Here is a 16,324-nt window from a genome sequence, read left to right as displayed (position 1 = left end):
CCTCAGCCCTCCCTGATCGGGTGACGTATTCTCTGATCAGAGAGCAATCGTTCCGCGAGCTTCCTTGGCTCGAAGGGGGAGTCCACGTCCAGCCAGGTGATCCCTGGTTCACTGCGAAACCAGGTGTTCTGGCGCTTAACATAGGAACGGGTCTGTTTATATAAACATTGGCTAAACGCCTCCCGCGAAAGGTCTCCTTTGATGTGGGCCATGGCGTCTCGGTATCCTAATGACTGAAAAGCGGGGGCAGACAAGGGTATTCCGCTCGTCAAGAGGGTCCTGGTTTCAGCCAATATCCCCTCCTCCATCCCCGCGCAACGGATTTTGAGTCTCTTATCGTAGATCTGAGGATTCCAACGAAGTCCAAACCAAAGGTAGTCTAAAGGGGAAGGGTGCGTTCCTTCTTTTTGGAGATCCGAAAGAGGCCTTCCGGTAATCAAATACACTTCAAGAGCACGAATAACCCGCTGGATGTTATTGGGCGGGATCAGATGGGCCGCCGCCGGATCCACTCGGGCAAGCTCCCGATGCAGAGCCTCGCGCCCCCCCAGACTTGCCTGATTGTTAAGTTTTTTTCTTATTATGGGGTCGCCCGGGGGTAGGGGGGCTAATCCGCGCACCAGGCCCCTAAAATAGAGCCCTGTTCCCCCCACCATCACCACAGGTATTTCACGCCGAACCAGCTCGGTAAGAACACCAGACGCTTCTTGAGCGAACCGTCCGGCCGTGTAAGGCTCCGCTGGGGACACGTGGTCAATTAAATGATGAACTATCCCCTGAACGATGAAACGGGGCCCTTGTGGGGTTTGAATCCATTCCCCTTCCGGTTTAGCGGTACCGATACTTAATCCCCGATAAACCTGACGGGAATCCACGGAGATAACCTCGGCCGCTAACCGCCGAGCCACTTCCACCGCCACATCCGATTTTCCTGACCCCGTGGGTCCCACGATCAAAAGGATCGGCAATTTTGCGGGATGAAAGGGAGAATCACTCATAAATCCTCCGGCGGTGGGCCCAACAAAACATCCAAAACTTTGGAAATAAATGGCCTCAAGACCGCCAGGATTCGATAGAGCCTTTCACTCCCCCACCTAAAAACCCCAGACGATCGAGACAAGTTCCAAAGAAAAGGCGTCCCCCATAAAGCGAAAATTTTAAATAAAACACCCATGCCTTGATGAAAGGATCCATTCGCATCCAAGAGGATGACCGAAGTGGAGAGAGGCGTAGGGGGGTGCAAGTCCGGGAACTTCTGAACAGCCGTTTTATTGCGAAGATAAATAATGCGGTCCCCTGCCCGTCCGCGAATCCACCCAACCACACGCCGACAAAGACCACAATCCCCATCGTAAAGGAGAACAGGTTTATCTCCATCCACCGGAAGGCACCCCACCGGGGGGCATTCCCCCCCCATTACTCACTTTTGGATTCGCTAATTGACCCTTGAACATTTCCGGAATCAGTGGCAACAGCGGGCGTCGGCACGGCCGGGAGAGCCCAATAGTCTCGATGAACGGGAAGGCGCCCGGAAAGGGGTCCGAATTTACGTGACCACAGAACCTTCCCAGTTGAATCAAATACAGTTACAAAAATAGTGTTCTTCTCGGCTTCCCGATGGTCTCCCTCCTTCAATTCAAGAGGGTCCCCGGTCGGAACATCCGGTTGGGGAGGCATGGCAATGACTTGTTCTTGCAGAACGAGAAGGCGCCCCCCGTCCAAGGGAGTGGCGGAAATATCCTTGGCGGTCAGACGTGTGAATCGGACTCCGCGCTGCATGGCTTTCTTTTTCCGTTTCCGTTCCCGAACCTTCTCATAGGCCACAGGGGCATATTCCCGAACCCTTTCGATTGAAATCTCTTTCAAAACTATTTTGGACTCCGTTTGCAGTTGCGCTTTCTCCTTGCCCGTGGTCTTATCCAATACCACAGCCCAACGCCCTTCCGCGGCCATTGAAACAACGGCCGAGAGAATGACAACACCCAAAACGCCCACCATTTTTTTCATCGGACCTCCAGGTCAGTAATGTCCAAGCGATCCATCGGCGCGCGCGCGACGAATGGAACGACCAAAAACCAATATCCCAATGGGCCACAACACCACAACAAACAGGGCGAGAGCCATTAATTGGGGAGCCACGTCAGTCCATCCCGCCCCCATTAAAAGAGCCTTCCGAAGGCCTTCCAAGGCATGTGTCATAGGGATGAATTGAGCCGCTGTTTGTAGGCCTACGGGAAGAGCCACCAACGGGAAAAACACTCCCCCCAACAAGTTACTGGCGGCTTCCATAAACCACGGCACAGGGTTCCCTCTCTTAAACCGCATGATAAAGGCGGCCGAAAAAACACCCAGACCCATGAAAGCGAAAAGGGTAAGAGCCAACACCACGAGAGCGGGCCCCCAGCGAGCGTTCGTCATTCGAAACCCGAAAAACAGAGCGCCCAACCCCAGATAGAGCCCCACCCGCACCGTGGCATAGAGGAAGTCCCAAAGGGAAGACCCCAACAAAAAACGTGGGGTGTTTACCGGAGTCATGAGAAGGGGTTCCAACGTGTTCAGAAACTGCTCTTGGCGGAGGGACTGGGAAAAGGAGTTCAACCCCACGTTTTGATAAGCCGCAAACGCCACACCAATTAAGACAAAAGCAAAATAATCCCCCCCGTATTTTTCCAGAAACGGTGACGCCGCGGAACCAAACACCCGCGAGACGAAATAATAGGTGGCCGCCGTAAAAAAGACTCCTCCCAAGTCCACAAAAAAACCCACTTTATACGACGTGTGTATCAGGGCGTCTCGCCGAAAAAAGGCCCAAAGAGTCCTAGCGGGCAAGGCTGGTTTCCGTTAAAGAGTTGAAGAATTTTTCCAAATCCAAATGGGACGCATTGGAGCGTGCTTCCGCCAGAGATCCCGAAAACCGAACTTTTCCATCCCCCAAAACAACCCAATGGTCAGAAATCTTTTGGGCGTCCTCCAAATGATGGGTGGAGACCAAAACCGTTTTCTTTTTCCGATGCACCCATTCCTCCTGAATCACCTTTCTCAATCGGGTAGAAAATCGCGGATCCAGATTCTGGTGTGGTTCATCCAAAATCAACACAGAAGGGTCGTGAAGGTCCGCCCGAGCCAAGAGGAACCGTTGTTTTTGTCCACTGGATAACTCGCGAAAGGGTTGTTCCAACCCACCCGACAGATCCAGTAAATCCACCAAATAGTCTAATCGCTGTGCAAAAAGACGCTCGGAAAGACCATACATCTGTCCATAAAACCAAAGATTCATCCGTGCCGACAGGCGGCCATAAAAAGATTGATCTTCGGTGGAGGCAAACCCAATTAACCGCTTCGCTTTTCCGGTATTTTTATGAACGTCGATGTCCCCCACCCGGACGACACCGGTCTCCGGGATTAATAAGGTCACGATCGTTTTCAATAGGGTGGTTTTCCCCGACCCGTTCGGGCCCAAAAGACATGTGAGCCCCCCTTCGGGAACAGAAAAAGAAACATCACACAGAACAGGACGTGACCCTCCGGCCGATGGAAACGATTTAGAAACGTGGGAGATGAGGAGAGAAGACACTTCGACCAAAGCTTAGTCGTCTTTGAGCCACCAACGTTGCGCGCGAAGTTCTAAGGCTAAGCGGGGGTCGGTGGTTTTTATCGTGGTTTCGTTCACAGCCTCTTGAACGAAAAGGGTGGGTCTCGTGACAAGAGAATAAGCCAGCGGGCGTTCCAACCGATGACCCATCGTGTCCATAAAAATCCAAACCTGGGGGCGCAACGGCAATCCCGGTTCAGGACGGGTGACGCGCCCAATTTCACCGGAATTAAGGCGAACAAAACTTCCGGGAGGGTAAAAACCTAAACATTCCACCAAGGACCGAACCAACATCGAATCGAATTCGTCCCTGTTCTCCTCAATCATTTGGCGCAACACATCATGGGGCAACGTTGGTGAACGCCAAGGCCGGGGATGCGTCATAGCTTCGTACGTGTCAGCGAGTCCAACAATTCGGGCGAAAAGGTGAATAGCGTCCTTTTTGAGCCCCCCCGGATACCCCTTACCACCACTACGTTCATGGCATTGGCCTATCACCTCGCGGATCGTGGCCTTCATGGCACTCTCGGGAAGTGGGAACATGTCCAGCAATTTTTTCCCCTCCTCCACATGGCCGCGTAAAAGACGAAATTCTTCATCTGTTAATTTAGTCGGTTTCGCCGCCAATTCAAGGAGTGGAGCCAAACCCAATTCACTTAAAAAAGCCGCCAACCCCAACGTCACAGAGTCCTCCTCTTCAAGCCCAACCTCCAAACCCAGTCGAAGGGAAAGGAGGGTGATATTGGGAACATGACCGAACAAGAAATGATCCGGAACGGACCGAAGAGTAAGGGCGAGCAATTCAGAATTGTCGTTACGCAGATGCAACAACATCTTCCGAACAATGTTTTCCGGCCAGAAAAGGGCCGCGGTTTGTTTCTGTTCTGGCTCCAACACGCGATAAATCTCCCGAGCCGCGTGAACGGCCTCTCCGTAAACGGTCCAGGCCCGCTGTCGAGCGGAAGGAGCGTCCGGAATGATGAGTTCGGGTGAACTCATTCCTTCCCCGCGGGCCCCACGCGCACGTTCACCTCGTTTTGCATCCCGGGCGATGGGGGAACCAGGTCACCCGAAAGATCCCGGTTATTAAACGTGACCCGGTGGGTACCGGCAGGAAGTTTCGGGTCTCGTTGAAATTTAATCTGGTAAACCCCACCTCGGAATTGGCGTGTGGCTTCCGCAACTTTCCAATGGGGTGGTAAACACGGCCGAATGATCAGACCATCCCAGGTGGGGCGGATACCCAAAATCCACTCTGTTGAAATTCGGTAGAGCCAAGCGGCGGACCCCGTATACCAAGTCCATCCCGCCCGCCCCGGAGTGGGCGAGCCGGGGCCATCCACATTTCCGGGGGTCACGTAAGGCTCGGCGCGATACAATTCAGGATCTTTCGCGTTCCGCAAAACCGGGGAAAGTTTTTCATAGAGTTCCCAGGCCTTTTTCGCCCGGCCGAGGGAACATTCCATCTGGAGCGCCCAGACAGCGGCGTGGGTGTAAATCCCACCGTTCTCACGTGTGGTGGGGGAGTACCGCGTGAGATACCCCACTCGTTCGTCCGGCGTGGTGTAGGGAGGGGTGAGCAACAACGGCCCATGGGGCCCATAAAGATTCTTCTCAATCGATTTCAATAACACTTTCCGCCGGGGACCCGCGGGAACCACGTCGTTCAACACAGCCCAGGTTTGGGCGTTCAAAAAAATCTTTCCTTCCTTTGATTTCTTTGACCCTAAAACAGTGCCATCATCCGTTGTCGCGCGCCAATACCATTCCCCGTCCCAACCGAAACGGTTTACGGCAATTTTCAACCGGTCGGCTGCCTTTCGGTAACGAACCGCCCTTCCCTTCTCACGCGAGGGGAGTCCTCTGGCCGCCACGGCCCGCTCCGTCATATCTGCCCAGTCCCGCAATAATCCAATGAGGAAATGGGCCATCCACACGCTTTCCCCTTTCCCGCCCCTCCCCGCGGCGGAGAGTCCGTCGTTCCAATCGGCCTCCCCAAGCAGAGGAAGTCCTCGAGACGAAAGGCGTGTTAACGACTTTTCAATGGCACGAACCGCGTGATCGTGAAGGGTTCCTGTCTCTTGAGCCTTACTGCCTGGACGCGCCGCAAAAGGAGCCATTTCCGCAAGAAGCGCCCAGTAACCCGTCTCTTTTAAATAATTCATCATGACAAACGGAAGCCACAAGAGATCGTCCGAATAACCGGAAGGGTGCCCTTCCTCAGAGAGCGGATGCCACCAATGATAAACGGTGCCATCCGTGAACTGGTGGGCCGCGTGCAAATGGATCTGTTTTCGTGTCCCTTCCGCATCCAAAGGAAGAAAAACCTGGCTGTCTTGGAGTTGATCACGGAACCCATAGGCGCCGCCCGTTTGATAATAAGCGGTGCGGCCCCAAAGGCGACAGGACAGAGCTTGATATTTCAGCCAAGTATTGGTGAGTAAATCGAAAGAACGGTCGGGTGTTTTTATGGGAAAAGCCGCCAAATACCTGTCCCAAAAAGATTCCGTACGACCCCACCCACTGTCCACCTGGGAAAAGTCCATAAACCGTTTCGCCTTGACCAAAGCCTGACTCTGGGAATCGGCGCCTCCAATCGTTGAAAGAATACTTTTCTCTTCCCCGGCTTTCAGAGGGAGTTCAACGCAGAAGCTGGCAATGCTATCGTCCCATTTGTGCGTGGTTGGCCCCACATATTTCCCCGCTTTCAATGCCGCCGGATTATCCGTTGAACCATAATTCCCCAGGAACGCCTGTTTGTCACACGAAAAACTTTTCGTCGGTAAACTGATCGCGTGCCAGGCCACGTGATCCCAATTCCGGTTCCACAATTGTCCTTTAGAATTCCGGAGTGGCGAAAGCCGTTTCTTCGCTAACAAAATCGTGTTCCCCTCGTGAGCCGACGTTTCAATGAACGTTTTGTGGAACTCCCGATGACTGTCCGGGGACTCGCCCAAATTCCATTCCAAATAACTCCAAAGCGTTAATTTCCGAGGTCGCTTTGTGGTGTTTTTAATGCGAAGCCGCCAGACCTCCAGGGGCTCGTCATGGGGAACAAACACCAGCCACTGGGCCTGAATTCCCTCGTTGCGTGAGTTGATGATGGTGAACCCCACCCCATGAATCACCTCATAGGATTCCGGTTTCGCGCGCACCGGTTGCCAGGCCACGGACCAAAACTTTCCGGTTTCTTCGTCTCTCATGTATAAAAAACGGCCGCCGTTGTCCTGGATCAAGTCTTGATTCCATCGGGTAATACGATTTAAAGAAGCGTGATGAAGCCAACTGTATCCCGACCCAGCTTGACTCATCGCCACCCCGTAAGTCCCGGAGGACATCACATTGATCCAGGGCCGAGGGGTGTCGGGCCGGCGGATCAGGTAACTGGCGCCATCTTCCGCGAATTCTCCAAAAGGCGTTTTATACGGAAATTTCATTTGAGACATAGGGATCTCCCTTCACGAAAACGATGTCCTGCCTGATTACCGCTCCCAATCAAACAGGTCTAAATTAAATCCACGCTGAACAAGCTCGCTTCCTAATCTTCGAGCCCGAATCCATCCCAGAGGACAGATTTACATTAGCAAAGAACGTTGAAATCCGGAAGCACACCCGTTGTTTTGATAGAATCATTTCTCATATGCCGCCCGTGCGCCAGCCCCCCCTGAACCACTCTTGGACTCATCCCTTGCCTTGCCTATGATCGACTTTGTCCTCTCCGGTTGGGGTCTCCTCACGCTCCTGGACATGACCCTTGCGCTCCTTTTTTCTTTCTTCGTTATTTCAAGAAAACGCGATGCCGCCGTTACCCTCGCCTGGGTTCTGGGCTTCTTCCTGATTCCCTTCCTCGGGGTCACTCTCTACTCGTTTTTTGGTTTTCAACGCTTCCGCCTTCGACGGCGACGCGTGCCCAAGCCCTCCCACCGCCTTTTTCAACGGGAGGACCCCTCCCATCTAAAGGAAAGTCTTCCCCACGCCCTTCAAAACGTGGCGCTCCTGGCCTCCAAACTCACGGAATACCCTGTCGTCGGAGGCAACCGGGTGACGCTCTTTGATCGCGCCACCGAAACCGATACAGCCCTCGCCCAATCGATTCGGCAGGCCAAACATCACGTTCACATGTGTTATTACAATGTGGAACCCGACCAAACCGGACTCTTTTTCCGGGACCTTTTGATCGAACAGGCCCGACGAGGAATAGTATGCCGCCTGCTGATCGATGCGGTAGGATCCTTTCGCATCGGACGGTCTTTCCTGAAACCTCTTCAAGAAGCCGGAGTTCACACCGCCGTCTTTTCCCCGTTCCGAACCTTTCGTCGCCCCTGGTCCTTTAATTTCAGGAACCACCGGAAGCTCACCGTCATCGATGGAAGTTCAGGGTTTATGGGCAGCCAAAACATTGGACATCATTTCTGGCGAGTGGGTTCCCGGCGCTTGCATTGGCGTGAAACGGACGTTCGTCTGGAGGGCCCCGCCGCGGAAGGACTCCAAGCTGTTTTTGTGGAGGATTGGAATTTTGTTACCGGTGAACATCTGTCCGGAGAAAACTATTTTCCCCTTCCGAGCCAAAAAGGGTCAACCCTGGTCCAAGTTCTTCCCACCGGGCCTGACCGCCAGGAAAACGCCCTGGGCATGATCTTTCTGGAAGCCATTCACGCCGCCCGCGAACGGGTGACCATCACCACCCCTTACTTTATTCCGACGCCTCCGGTCGCCCTGGCGCTAAAAATCGCTGCGCGCAAAGGGGTTCGGGTGGAGTTGCTTCTCCCGAAGAAAACGGACCACCCCGTCGTGGATTTGGCCAGCCGAAGCTGGTTTAAAGAGTTTCTCCAAAGCGGGGTTCACCTTTATCAACTTCGGGAAGGTTTCTTGCATTCCAAAGTGGTAACGGTGGATGGACAATTGGCCCTGGTGGGATCAGCCAACATGGACACAAGAAGTTTTTTAATTAACTTTGAACTGAGTCTCTTGCTCTATGATCGGGAAGTCGCCGGACATCTCCTTCACGTGTTCGACCGCATGACCGACCACGCCACGGTCGTAAAACACGACGAACTTTCCGACCTATCGTTCACCCGCCAATTCACAGAGGGATTTTGTCGGGCCCTCTCCCCACTTTTGTAAATCCTCTACCGCTTCATTCGCGAGTAGCGTTCCAACAATTCTCGCTCCTCCCGGGTAAGGCTGGAACGTCCTTTAAGAGAAATCTTCTCTAAAATACGATCGACTTCTTGGCCCAGCTCATGGAATTCGATCTTGGGTTTGGACGTCTTTCGTTGTCGAGACCAGTCCCCGAAACGTCCTTTCCAAAACCGAAAATCGAGCCGCCAAACACGGCTTTTTAGATAGATAAACCCGGTAGCCATTCCGCCCAAATGGGCAATGTTCGCGATGTTCGAGGCGTTAGCGTTCATGCTGAACATCAATTCCAAGAGAGCGAAGAAAACAACCGCGTGTTTCGCTTTCAACGGCACGATAAACATCACAAGGAACACGGCGTCGGGATACATCATGGCAAACGCCACCAGAAGGCCGTAAATCGCTCCAGAGGCCCCGATAACGGGGGTCATGGCATGGGGTTCCACTAAGACATTGACCACCGCCGCGCCCACGCCGCAGAGGAAATAATAAAAGAGGAAAGACCGTGTTCCCCACTGAACCTCAACGACCTTCCCTAGCGCCCACAACATGTAACAGTTGAAGAGAAGGTGAAAGGCTCCCCCATGGAAAAACATGTAGGTCACCGTTTGCCAAATCATGAACCGTCCCGTCACTTCGCCGGGAGTCAACCCGAAATAACTCACCAGATTCGGCCCTTGTATCACCGAAAAGAACCATTGCAAAACGAAAAGGCTAACGGTTGCGGTGATCAGCCCCTTTACGGCCGGGGGAAGGGATCGATAGGAAAGGGGTTGATCAAAAGCCATGGGTTATCTTTGAAACTGTTTTGAGAGCGCGATGAACTCTTCGGTGAGAGGAGTCAGGACATCGTGATCCGTCCAATATTCCGTGTGCGACGTGGGGTTCCAGGAGGACAAAAGCCCACCCACGTTTACCGGGCGATCTTCTTTGACCGCACGTTGATAGGCGGCATTGATGGTGCGAAGGGGATACCCGATCACATCGTCCTGATCATAAATATTGACCCAGCCGCCTTTGATCCGAGGATGATGTTTCCCTAAATGCCGAGACGGGACTTGAATCGGTTTTCCAAAACCCTGATACCGAAGACTCCAGAGAGCGAGGGGGCTTCCCAGGGTAAAGAGGAGGGAAAGGGTTTCCCCCCGATCCAAAGGTGACTTTCCGGAGTTTCTCAAAACGGATTTGGGCACGATCTGGCGTTTCTCCTGAGATTGAAGATCGTAGAGGAAGTTGGAGGCGATGACCGTTCCCAAACTGTGTGCAATCACAACCAGCGGAGCGGTGGGACCCGCCAAAACACTTAAATCTTTAAGTGTTTTGGCCAAAACCTGATGAACGCCTTCATAGATGGCCCGTTCACGGGGCGCCGGCTGATACGCGATAGCGTCCCCGGCAAAATCCATCATAAAGCGTCGAAGTTTAACGAAATCCATGGGCCCCCCCGCCCCCAACCGACGCCACAATTCGTTCTCGGCTTTTTGAAGAACCGGTGCCCAATAGGCCGGTTTGATCACCAGCTCGTCCGCCCCCGCCGTGGCCTTACGAAAATTCTTCGTCAAGGCGGCTATCATTCCATCCGCGAAGGTCGGGTCAGGTCGCCCCACCCCGTGGATCATCATGACCGCGATTTTCATCGCGTGCCCATACTTTTTTTTCGTGAACAATGGCCGGGGCGAAGGAGATCGTTGATTGTTTTGACCGGATGAAAAAGGTCGGCGGGGATTTCCACAAAAACAGTGTTCCAATGGGCCATCCCACCGTTCCACAGGCCCGGATGTTCTAAAGTCCGAATCTCACGCCCTTCAAAGCGTTTTCGGCCAACAATCACTTGGGAGAGATCGGCAAACCGATCAAGAGAATAGGGATGACCTTCCCCATCGCGTAACCCGACGACCATATCGACCGGGTTAAAATGCGTGGATTTTTTCAAGAGTTTCTTCTGATGAACCCCTAATTGTGCCACTTCCAAAATCTGTCGGGAATCCCCCCAGGGGCTTTTAACCCAAAAGGGCCCTCCTCCAGGTTCTCCGGTATTGGGCACCATCCCACACACGCGCCAGGGACGATTTAACAGGTGGAGCATCCAAGCAATTCTTTTGGGCAAAGGGACAGAGCGGGGAATCACCCGACCCAGCGTCACTTGAATGAATTCTTCCGCTTCGATCCGTTCGGAACGAGAGGCCCCTCCCCGATCGAGAACACGAGCCCATGCGTTCCCTCTCGTCTGGACTTCGATCAAACGGCCCGCCAACGCCTGGCGCCACACGTTCCCTTCCGCCTGAAATGAGGAAACAGGAACGTTATCAATATTCTTCATGAAGACAATGTCACCCAGGGTTTTTTCCAGATTTTTCAATAGGGCCCCGTGTCCCCCCGGACGAAGAAGCAGTCGACCGTCCAATCCACGAACAAGTCCTTTCCCCCTCTCCAAAGCCAGGGTATCCGTTTCCGAGTTTTGGAGACTAAACGTGAGACGCACGGTGATGCCAAAATGTTTTTTAATGAACCGAATCCTCTCTTGTCCAAGCTTTTTTATTTCCGATAAGAAATCCCGTGCCACCGTAAAATGGACCCGAACCGAACGGTTTTTATCTCTCAGTGGAAGAGCTTCCCGGAGATGTTCTTCAAAAGCACTGACCACTTTCCGGCCTACCCAATGAAAAGGGATGAGGCCTTTGGGCCGGCGTGTCACATTCATCCCTTTTCGGTGAATCAAAGCATCCAAAATAGGGTCATAGTTTTGGGCGGCCAAAAGTCGCGCCACGTTCAAGCGCTGATCACCCAACAACCGCCGAAGGGGTTCATAAAGAGCAAACCGGGGAAGCGAAGCGAAAAAATGGGCAGAAGACCGCGCAAACGAATTTTGATTGGTTTTCAGGATAGAACGGATATTATTTCCTGAGGTTTTCCTTTCTTGATCCAACTGAAGGAGGTCGCTAAAGAGCCGGGTCGCCGCACCGGAAGCTGGCACAAACCGAGAAAACCGGCCCGCGCGCAGGGCGTCGCCAGCGAGTCGGGCCAAGCGACGGCGATCTGAAAGGGTCAGCCGTTCTATTCCGTCCCCCGCGGTGCAAGGACGAATTACAAAGGGAGGTGGGGGTGGGTTTCGAAGCAACTGAAACTGCCGCATCGCTTCGGAGGGCTGTACCCCCCGGGCCCCAAGCTCGCGCCGATCCCGTAACAACAGGTGGGGTCCCCTTCCATCCACCCCCGAAGGAAAACTACGCTTCAACGGGAAGGGGGAGGATATCGATCGAATTGGTCCAAAGACTTCGGCAGATAGAACACTCGAAATATTTCAAATCAACCCCTTTGTCTGACCGGGATTGTTTCACCTTTACATGGCCTTTGGCGTTGCACTTCGGACAGAGGGTTTCAGACATGGGGGTTCTCCTTTCCAGCAAGGGAGTCTTTAACGTTTTCCCGCTTTTGAAGCAGCTGTGGACGTTGGGGAGACGAAACGATACTCGATTTCGTTTTTACCTATAAGCCCCAGCTCTCGTCGGGCCACCGTTTCTATAAATTCAGCGTCCTGTTCCGCTCGCAGGCGACGGGCTTCCAGAGACCGAACCCGCACTTGAGAATCAACACGTCGCCGCTCCAGATCTTTCAATTCCTGGCTACGCCACCAATAAAGCCGAATAGCTCCCCCCGAAATTAACGCTGAAACAGCGATGGCACCCAACAAGATCCATAGCGCGCGCCGGCGCAGGATCCCACGGAGCACGTTTAGGCCCGTTGAAAAGCCGAGGCACCAGGGAAGGAGGCCCGTTTACCCAGGGACTCTTCCAAGCGGAGCAATTGGTTGTATTTGGCAATCCGTTCCGATCGTGAGGCAGAACCGGTTTTAATTTGGCCGGCGTTCAAGGCCACCGCCAAGTCCGCGATAAAGGCGTCTTCTGTTTCACCCGAACGGTGGGAAATGATGGCTCCATAACCCGCTTTCTGAGCCATTTGAACGGCTTCCACTGTTTCCGAAAGACTCCCGATCTGGTTCACTTTCACCAAGATGGCGTTCCCCACATTCCGACGAATCCCTTCGGCCAGACGGGTGGGATTGGTCACAAAGAGGTCATCCCCAACGATCTGAATCTTATGACCCATTTTATCGGTCATTCTCTTCCAGCCGGACCAATCGTCCTCGGCCAACCCATCTTCAATTGAGACGATGGGATACTGGCTGACCCACTTGGAGTAGACATCGATCATCTCATCTGCCGATCGATCTCGAATCGCAATTTCGCCCTCCAACCGATAGCGTCCGTTGGAATGGAATTCGTTGGCCGCGCAATCCAAAGCCAAAAAGATGTCCTTTCCCGCTTTGTATCCGGCGTTTTTAATGGCCGTTAAAATCACTTGCACAGCTTCTTCATTGGATTTTAAGTTGGGAGCAAACCCGCCTTCGTCACCAACGCTGGTGTTGTGTTTTCCTTCTTTCAAAACTTTTTTTAAAGCGTGAAACACTTCCGCCCCCGCCCGCAGCGATTCGCGGAACGTCCCTCCCACCACGGGAACAATCATGAACTCCTGCATATCAATGTTGTTGTCCGCGTGTGCCCCTCCGTTCAAGATATTCATCAGGGGAACAGGCAACACAAATTGTTTGCTCTTGATATTGAATGTTTCCCGAAGGTGCACGTGGAGAGGAATTTTCTTCGAAACGGAGGAAGCCCGTGCGGCGGCCATCGATACGCCCAGGATGGCGTTGGCTCCTAATTTCGACTTGGTTTCTGTTCCATCAGCGGCCAAGAGCGCTTTATCTAAAGCCTGTTGATCCGCCGGGTCCATGCCTCGCAGAACCCGGGCCAAAACCTTATTCACATTTTCGACCGCTTTGAGGACCCCCTTCCCGACGAAACGTCCCTTGTCCCCATCCCTCAACTCCAAGGCTTCATGGGCTCCCGTGGATGCCCCTGAGGGGACAGCCGCGCGTCCGCACGATCCATCGGAAAGCAAAACATCCACTTCGACCGTTGGGTTTCCCCGGGAATCCAAAATTTCTCGAGCATGAACCGACGCTACGCGGACCCCTTTTGGTCCTGTCCCTAGACCTTTGGCCTTCATTCTCTTAACGGGGGCGATTTTTTTCTTTGCCATAGAGTTCTCCCAAAGGATTATATTATTTAAAATTCGGCGAAAGGCCAATCAACACGCGGCCGGCTTTTTCGAGTGCTTTCATTTTCAACGGATCTTGGGTTTCTATATAAACCCGAACCACGGGCTCCGTTCCCGACAGGCGAACCCCGATCCAACTTCCATCGGTTAGGATGAATTTATGGCCATCCGTTTCCACAATTCGGCGAACGGGAAACTCGTTTAATCGAGTGGGGGGCTTGTGATTCAGTTTGTCCCTCAGCTCATTCATCTTTTCAATGGGCAGATGGAAATTCAGTCGCAGGGTGTGAAAAGTCCCCACTTCTTTTTGAAGCATTTCAATGGATTTCCGCAAAGGACGTTTCGTGGCGGCCACAATTTCCGCCGCCAGTAGACAAGCTAAAATACCGTCTTTCTCCGGTACATGTCCACGAATGGTTAGCCCCCCAGATTCTTCACCACCCAAAACGAAGTTTCCACCACGAGAGGGATACACGGAGTTTTCATGAACCATCACATCCCCAATGTATTTGAACCCAACAGCTGTTTCCTGAACGGTTAAGCCATATTTTTTAGCCACCGCGTCTAAAAAATGGGAGGTCATTACGCTCCGAGCCACCACCCCCTTCCATTTCCTTGTTTTGATTAAATGGTCCAAGAGAAGGGGAAGAAACTCGTTAGGACTTAACAAACTTCCATCAACATCCATGATTCCGAACCGATCCGCGTCGCCATCCGTGGCCAGCCCCAGGTGAGCCTTCTGTTGGGTCAGGGTGGCGCTTAATTCTTTCAGATTTTCCAGATCGGGAGATGGGCTATGGCCCCCAAAAAGGACATCCCGGTGGTTATGGATCGATGTCACGTGAACCCCCGAGCGAGATAAAAATTCGTCCAAATAGCCTCGGCCAGTTCCCCAAAGGGAATCCACCACCACGCGAATCTTTCCTTTCTTCAAAAGATTGCGATCCACAAGACTTTCCAGCTGTTTCAAGTAGCCGGGCATCGGGTCATGGGGAACAATCAATCGTTTTTTTAACCCCACAGCTTCTCGCCCCGTTTTAGGTTGCGCTTCCCCCGCCAAATAGGGGTCACAAGCAACTTCAATACGATGTGTGGTTTCCGGAAGTGCCGGCCCCCCCCACGTGGAGTTAAACTTCAAGCCTGAATACGTGGGTGGGTTGTGGCTAGCCGTGATCGTAACCCCCCCCGCGGCCTTTTGATGCAAGACTTCGAACGCCACGACAGGGGTTGGTGTGTCCCGAACACACAAAAGGGATTCCATACCGTTCGCGGCCAAAACACTTGCGGCGGTCCGGGCCAAATCTTCCGAGAGGAAACGCGTGTCGTATCCGATCACCACACGACGATTGTGCAATTTCTCTTCCCGAAGATAATCCGCGATGGCTTGAACCAAAACGCGTAACCGGGGAAAGGTCACCTCGTCAGCTAAAATGCCCCGCCAACCGGACGTGCCGAATTTTATACTCATGGGTTGTAAACGCCTCTGTTTTTCATCGAAAATGAGTGAAGTGTGGGGATGGTAGCACAGGGGAAAGGCCCTGTCAATCCGCCGAATTGAGCAGCGGGTTTTATATCAAGGCGCTAGTGCCGTCACCTGAACTTTTATGGTTTGCTGGGCCACGGTCGTGGTCGTGGTGGGGAAATCCATCCGAATCCACAAGGTTCGACTTTCTCCCTTGGGCACCGAGGCCCCCGTGGCGGACCCGTCCACCGTAAAGACCGTCCCCGAGCTGGATTGGCCTGTTCCATACATCACATCTTCCACCCCATAATCCCCCGACACCGGCGCCGCCCCGTGGAACGCCCCGTAAATCACCAACTGATCAGGGCCCGCCGGCGGGGCACTTTGCACGCTCCAGGGGCTCCCTAAAGTCTGCGTCGAGGCCGTGAAACTGTAGGTGTTCGCCACGTTCCCATCGTTTAAGAGCACTGTCCCCGTGGATCCCACCACCGTTGACCCCAGGTTCACCGCCCCCCAATCCTGTGCCCCGCCGCTCGTAAGGACCACCGACCGATTCGTCAGAAACGGCACCACCGACGCCGTCGCCGATACGACTGACCAGTTGTTCACCTCATCTTTCGTCCAAATCACGAAATACCAGGTCTGAATCAGCCCCACCACCACGGAGGTCGATTGCGTCACCCCCGGCGTCACGTTGGTGGTGGAAATCGTCAACGTATACGCCCCGCTGGGCGTAGAACTGGTGCTCCAAGGAGTGGCCGCCGTGGTGGCGTATTGAATCCGATAGTCCCCTGTCAGGTTTCCATACATCCCATCATCCCCCGCGGACGCCCAAGACAAGGCCACTCCGCCGTCCACTGACCCCTCCACCGCCACCAACGTCGACGTGGACGGCGCAATAAAGTCCTCACCCGCGATCATCCGGATTTTGTTGTTGAAGTCTGCCAAATACGCCATATGGTCCGGTCCGGGAAAAACACTATAGGGAAGACTAATATTCTTCCCTGTGGCAA

15 protein-coding genes are annotated in these 16,324 nt (G+C 53.4%); 2 read left to right on the top strand and 13 right to left on the bottom strand.

All coding sequences use genetic code 11. The features are described 5' to 3' along the window. Positions 1-2 precede the first annotated feature (2 nt). Positions 3-998 (bottom strand): tRNA (adenosine(37)-N6)-dimethylallyltransferase MiaA, encoded by a 996-nt coding sequence (miaA, locus tag JNK54_09200; GenBank protein ID MBL8024439.1) that lies wholly within the window; start codon positions 996-998, stop codon positions 3-5. Continuing rightward, positions 995-1,396, bottom strand: a complete 402-nt coding sequence (locus tag JNK54_09195; GenBank protein MBL8024438.1) for a DUF393 domain-containing protein — start codon at positions 1,394-1,396, stop codon at positions 995-997. The genes miaA and JNK54_09195 overlap by 4 nt, the downstream gene beginning before the upstream one ends. Before the next feature lie 43 nt (positions 1,397-1,439). Here JNK54_09195 and JNK54_09190 point away from each other — a divergent pair, with 43 nt between their 5' ends. After that, positions 1,440-1,598, top strand: coding sequence for a phage DNA packaging protein J (locus tag JNK54_09190; protein MBL8024437.1), 159 nt, complete (start codon positions 1,440-1,442; stop codon positions 1,596-1,598). 421 nt (positions 1,599-2,019) lie between these two features. On the opposite strand, the gene JNK54_09185 is transcribed toward JNK54_09190, so the two are convergent. The 4 genes from JNK54_09185 to JNK54_09170 are packed head-to-tail and all read right to left on the bottom strand — an operon-like array spanning position 2,020 to position 7,029. Beyond that, entirely contained in the window at positions 2,020-2,829 is an 810-nt protein-coding gene (locus JNK54_09185) for an ABC transporter permease (protein MBL8024436.1), read from the bottom strand. Next, positions 2,819-3,574 (bottom strand): ABC transporter ATP-binding protein, encoded by a 756-nt coding sequence (locus tag JNK54_09180; protein ID MBL8024435.1) that lies wholly within the window; start codon positions 3,572-3,574, stop codon positions 2,819-2,821. Before JNK54_09180 ends, JNK54_09185 begins: the two co-directional genes overlap by 11 nt. Before the next feature lie 12 nt (positions 3,575-3,586). After that, positions 3,587-4,591 (bottom strand): HD domain-containing protein, encoded by a 1,005-nt coding sequence (locus tag JNK54_09175; protein ID MBL8024434.1) that lies wholly within the window; start codon positions 4,589-4,591, stop codon positions 3,587-3,589. Further along, positions 4,588-7,029, bottom strand: coding sequence for a glycosyl transferase family 36 (locus JNK54_09170; GenBank protein ID MBL8024433.1), 2,442 nt, complete (start codon positions 7,027-7,029; stop codon positions 4,588-4,590). Before JNK54_09170 ends, JNK54_09175 begins: the two co-directional genes overlap by 4 nt. A gap of 262 nt (positions 7,030-7,291) precedes the next feature. Between JNK54_09170 and cls the strand changes: the two genes are divergently transcribed. Further along, entirely contained in the window at positions 7,292-8,716 is a 1,425-nt protein-coding gene (cls, locus tag JNK54_09165) for a cardiolipin synthase (GenBank protein ID MBL8024432.1), read from the top strand. Positions 8,717-8,721: 5 nt separating this feature from the next. Here the strand turns inward: cls and JNK54_09160 are convergent, their stop codons facing one another. The 7 genes from JNK54_09160 to JNK54_09130 form a co-directional block, all read right to left on the bottom strand. Then, positions 8,722-9,519 carry a rhomboid family intramembrane serine protease gene (locus JNK54_09160; GenBank protein MBL8024431.1) on the bottom strand — a complete coding sequence of 266 codons (798 nt, stop codon included), beginning with the start codon at positions 9,517-9,519 and terminating at the stop codon, positions 8,722-8,724. Positions 9,520-9,522: 3 nt separating this feature from the next. Then, complete coding sequence (locus JNK54_09155; GenBank protein MBL8024430.1) at positions 9,523-10,353, bottom strand: chemotaxis protein; 831 nt, start codon at positions 10,351-10,353, stop codon at positions 9,523-9,525. Positions 10,354-10,364: 11 nt separating this feature from the next. Further along, positions 10,365-11,918 carry a DUF4301 family protein gene (locus JNK54_09150; protein ID MBL8024429.1) on the bottom strand — a complete coding sequence of 518 codons (1,554 nt, stop codon included), beginning with the start codon at positions 11,916-11,918 and terminating at the stop codon, positions 10,365-10,367. Positions 11,919-12,146: 228 nt separating this feature from the next. Further along, positions 12,147-12,461, bottom strand: a complete 315-nt coding sequence (locus tag JNK54_09145) for a septum formation initiator family protein (GenBank protein ID MBL8024428.1) — start codon at positions 12,459-12,461, stop codon at positions 12,147-12,149. A 2-nt stretch (positions 12,462-12,463) separates the two neighbouring features. Continuing rightward, entirely contained in the window at positions 12,464-13,798 is a 1,335-nt protein-coding gene (gene eno / locus JNK54_09140) for a phosphopyruvate hydratase (protein MBL8024427.1), read from the bottom strand. Positions 13,799-13,853: 55 nt separating this feature from the next. Then, positions 13,854-15,317: a phosphoglucomutase/phosphomannomutase family protein gene (locus JNK54_09135; GenBank protein MBL8024426.1), complete on the bottom strand. Its 1,464-nt coding sequence runs from the start codon at positions 15,315-15,317 to the stop codon at positions 13,854-13,856. A 105-nt stretch (positions 15,318-15,422) separates the two neighbouring features. After that, positions 15,423-16,324 (bottom strand): hypothetical protein (locus JNK54_09130; protein MBL8024425.1); only part of this gene is annotated, 902 nt, incomplete at its 5' end.

This window comes from Elusimicrobiota bacterium, from assembly GCA_016788905.1.
Classification (GTDB): domain Bacteria; phylum Elusimicrobiota; class Elusimicrobia; order FEN-1173; family FEN-1173; genus JADKHR01.
Note: the sequence above shows the minus strand (reverse complement) of the source record. Positions and strands in the feature narration are given on the sequence as shown.

What these genes read in the sequence shown, in the direction of transcription:
- JNK54_09135 (MBL8024426.1), bottom strand. Translation starts at nt 15,317, where the DNA reads ATGAGTATAAAATTCGGCACGTCCGGTTGGCGGGGCATTTTAGCTGAC.
- JNK54_09175 (MBL8024434.1), bottom strand. Translation starts at nt 4,591, where the DNA reads ATGAGTTCACCCGAACTCATCATTCCGGACGCTCCTTCCGCTCGACAG.
- JNK54_09155 (MBL8024430.1), bottom strand. Translation starts at nt 10,353, where the DNA reads ATGATGATCCACGGGGTGGGGCGACCTGACCCGACCTTCGCGGATGGA.
- eno (MBL8024427.1), bottom strand. Translation starts at nt 13,798, where the DNA reads ATGAAGGCCAAAGGTCTAGGGACAGGACCAAAAGGGGTCCGCGTAGCG.
- miaA (MBL8024439.1), bottom strand. Translation starts at nt 998, where the DNA reads ATGAGTGATTCTCCCTTTCATCCCGCAAAATTGCCGATCCTTTTGATC.
- JNK54_09170 (MBL8024433.1), bottom strand. Translation starts at nt 7,029, where the DNA reads ATGAAATTTCCGTATAAAACGCCTTTTGGAGAATTCGCGGAAGATGGC.
- JNK54_09160 (MBL8024431.1), bottom strand. Translation starts at nt 9,519, where the DNA reads ATGGCTTTTGATCAACCCCTTTCCTATCGATCCCTTCCCCCGGCCGTA.
- cls (MBL8024432.1), top strand. Translation starts at nt 7,292, where the DNA reads ATGATCGACTTTGTCCTCTCCGGTTGGGGTCTCCTCACGCTCCTGGAC.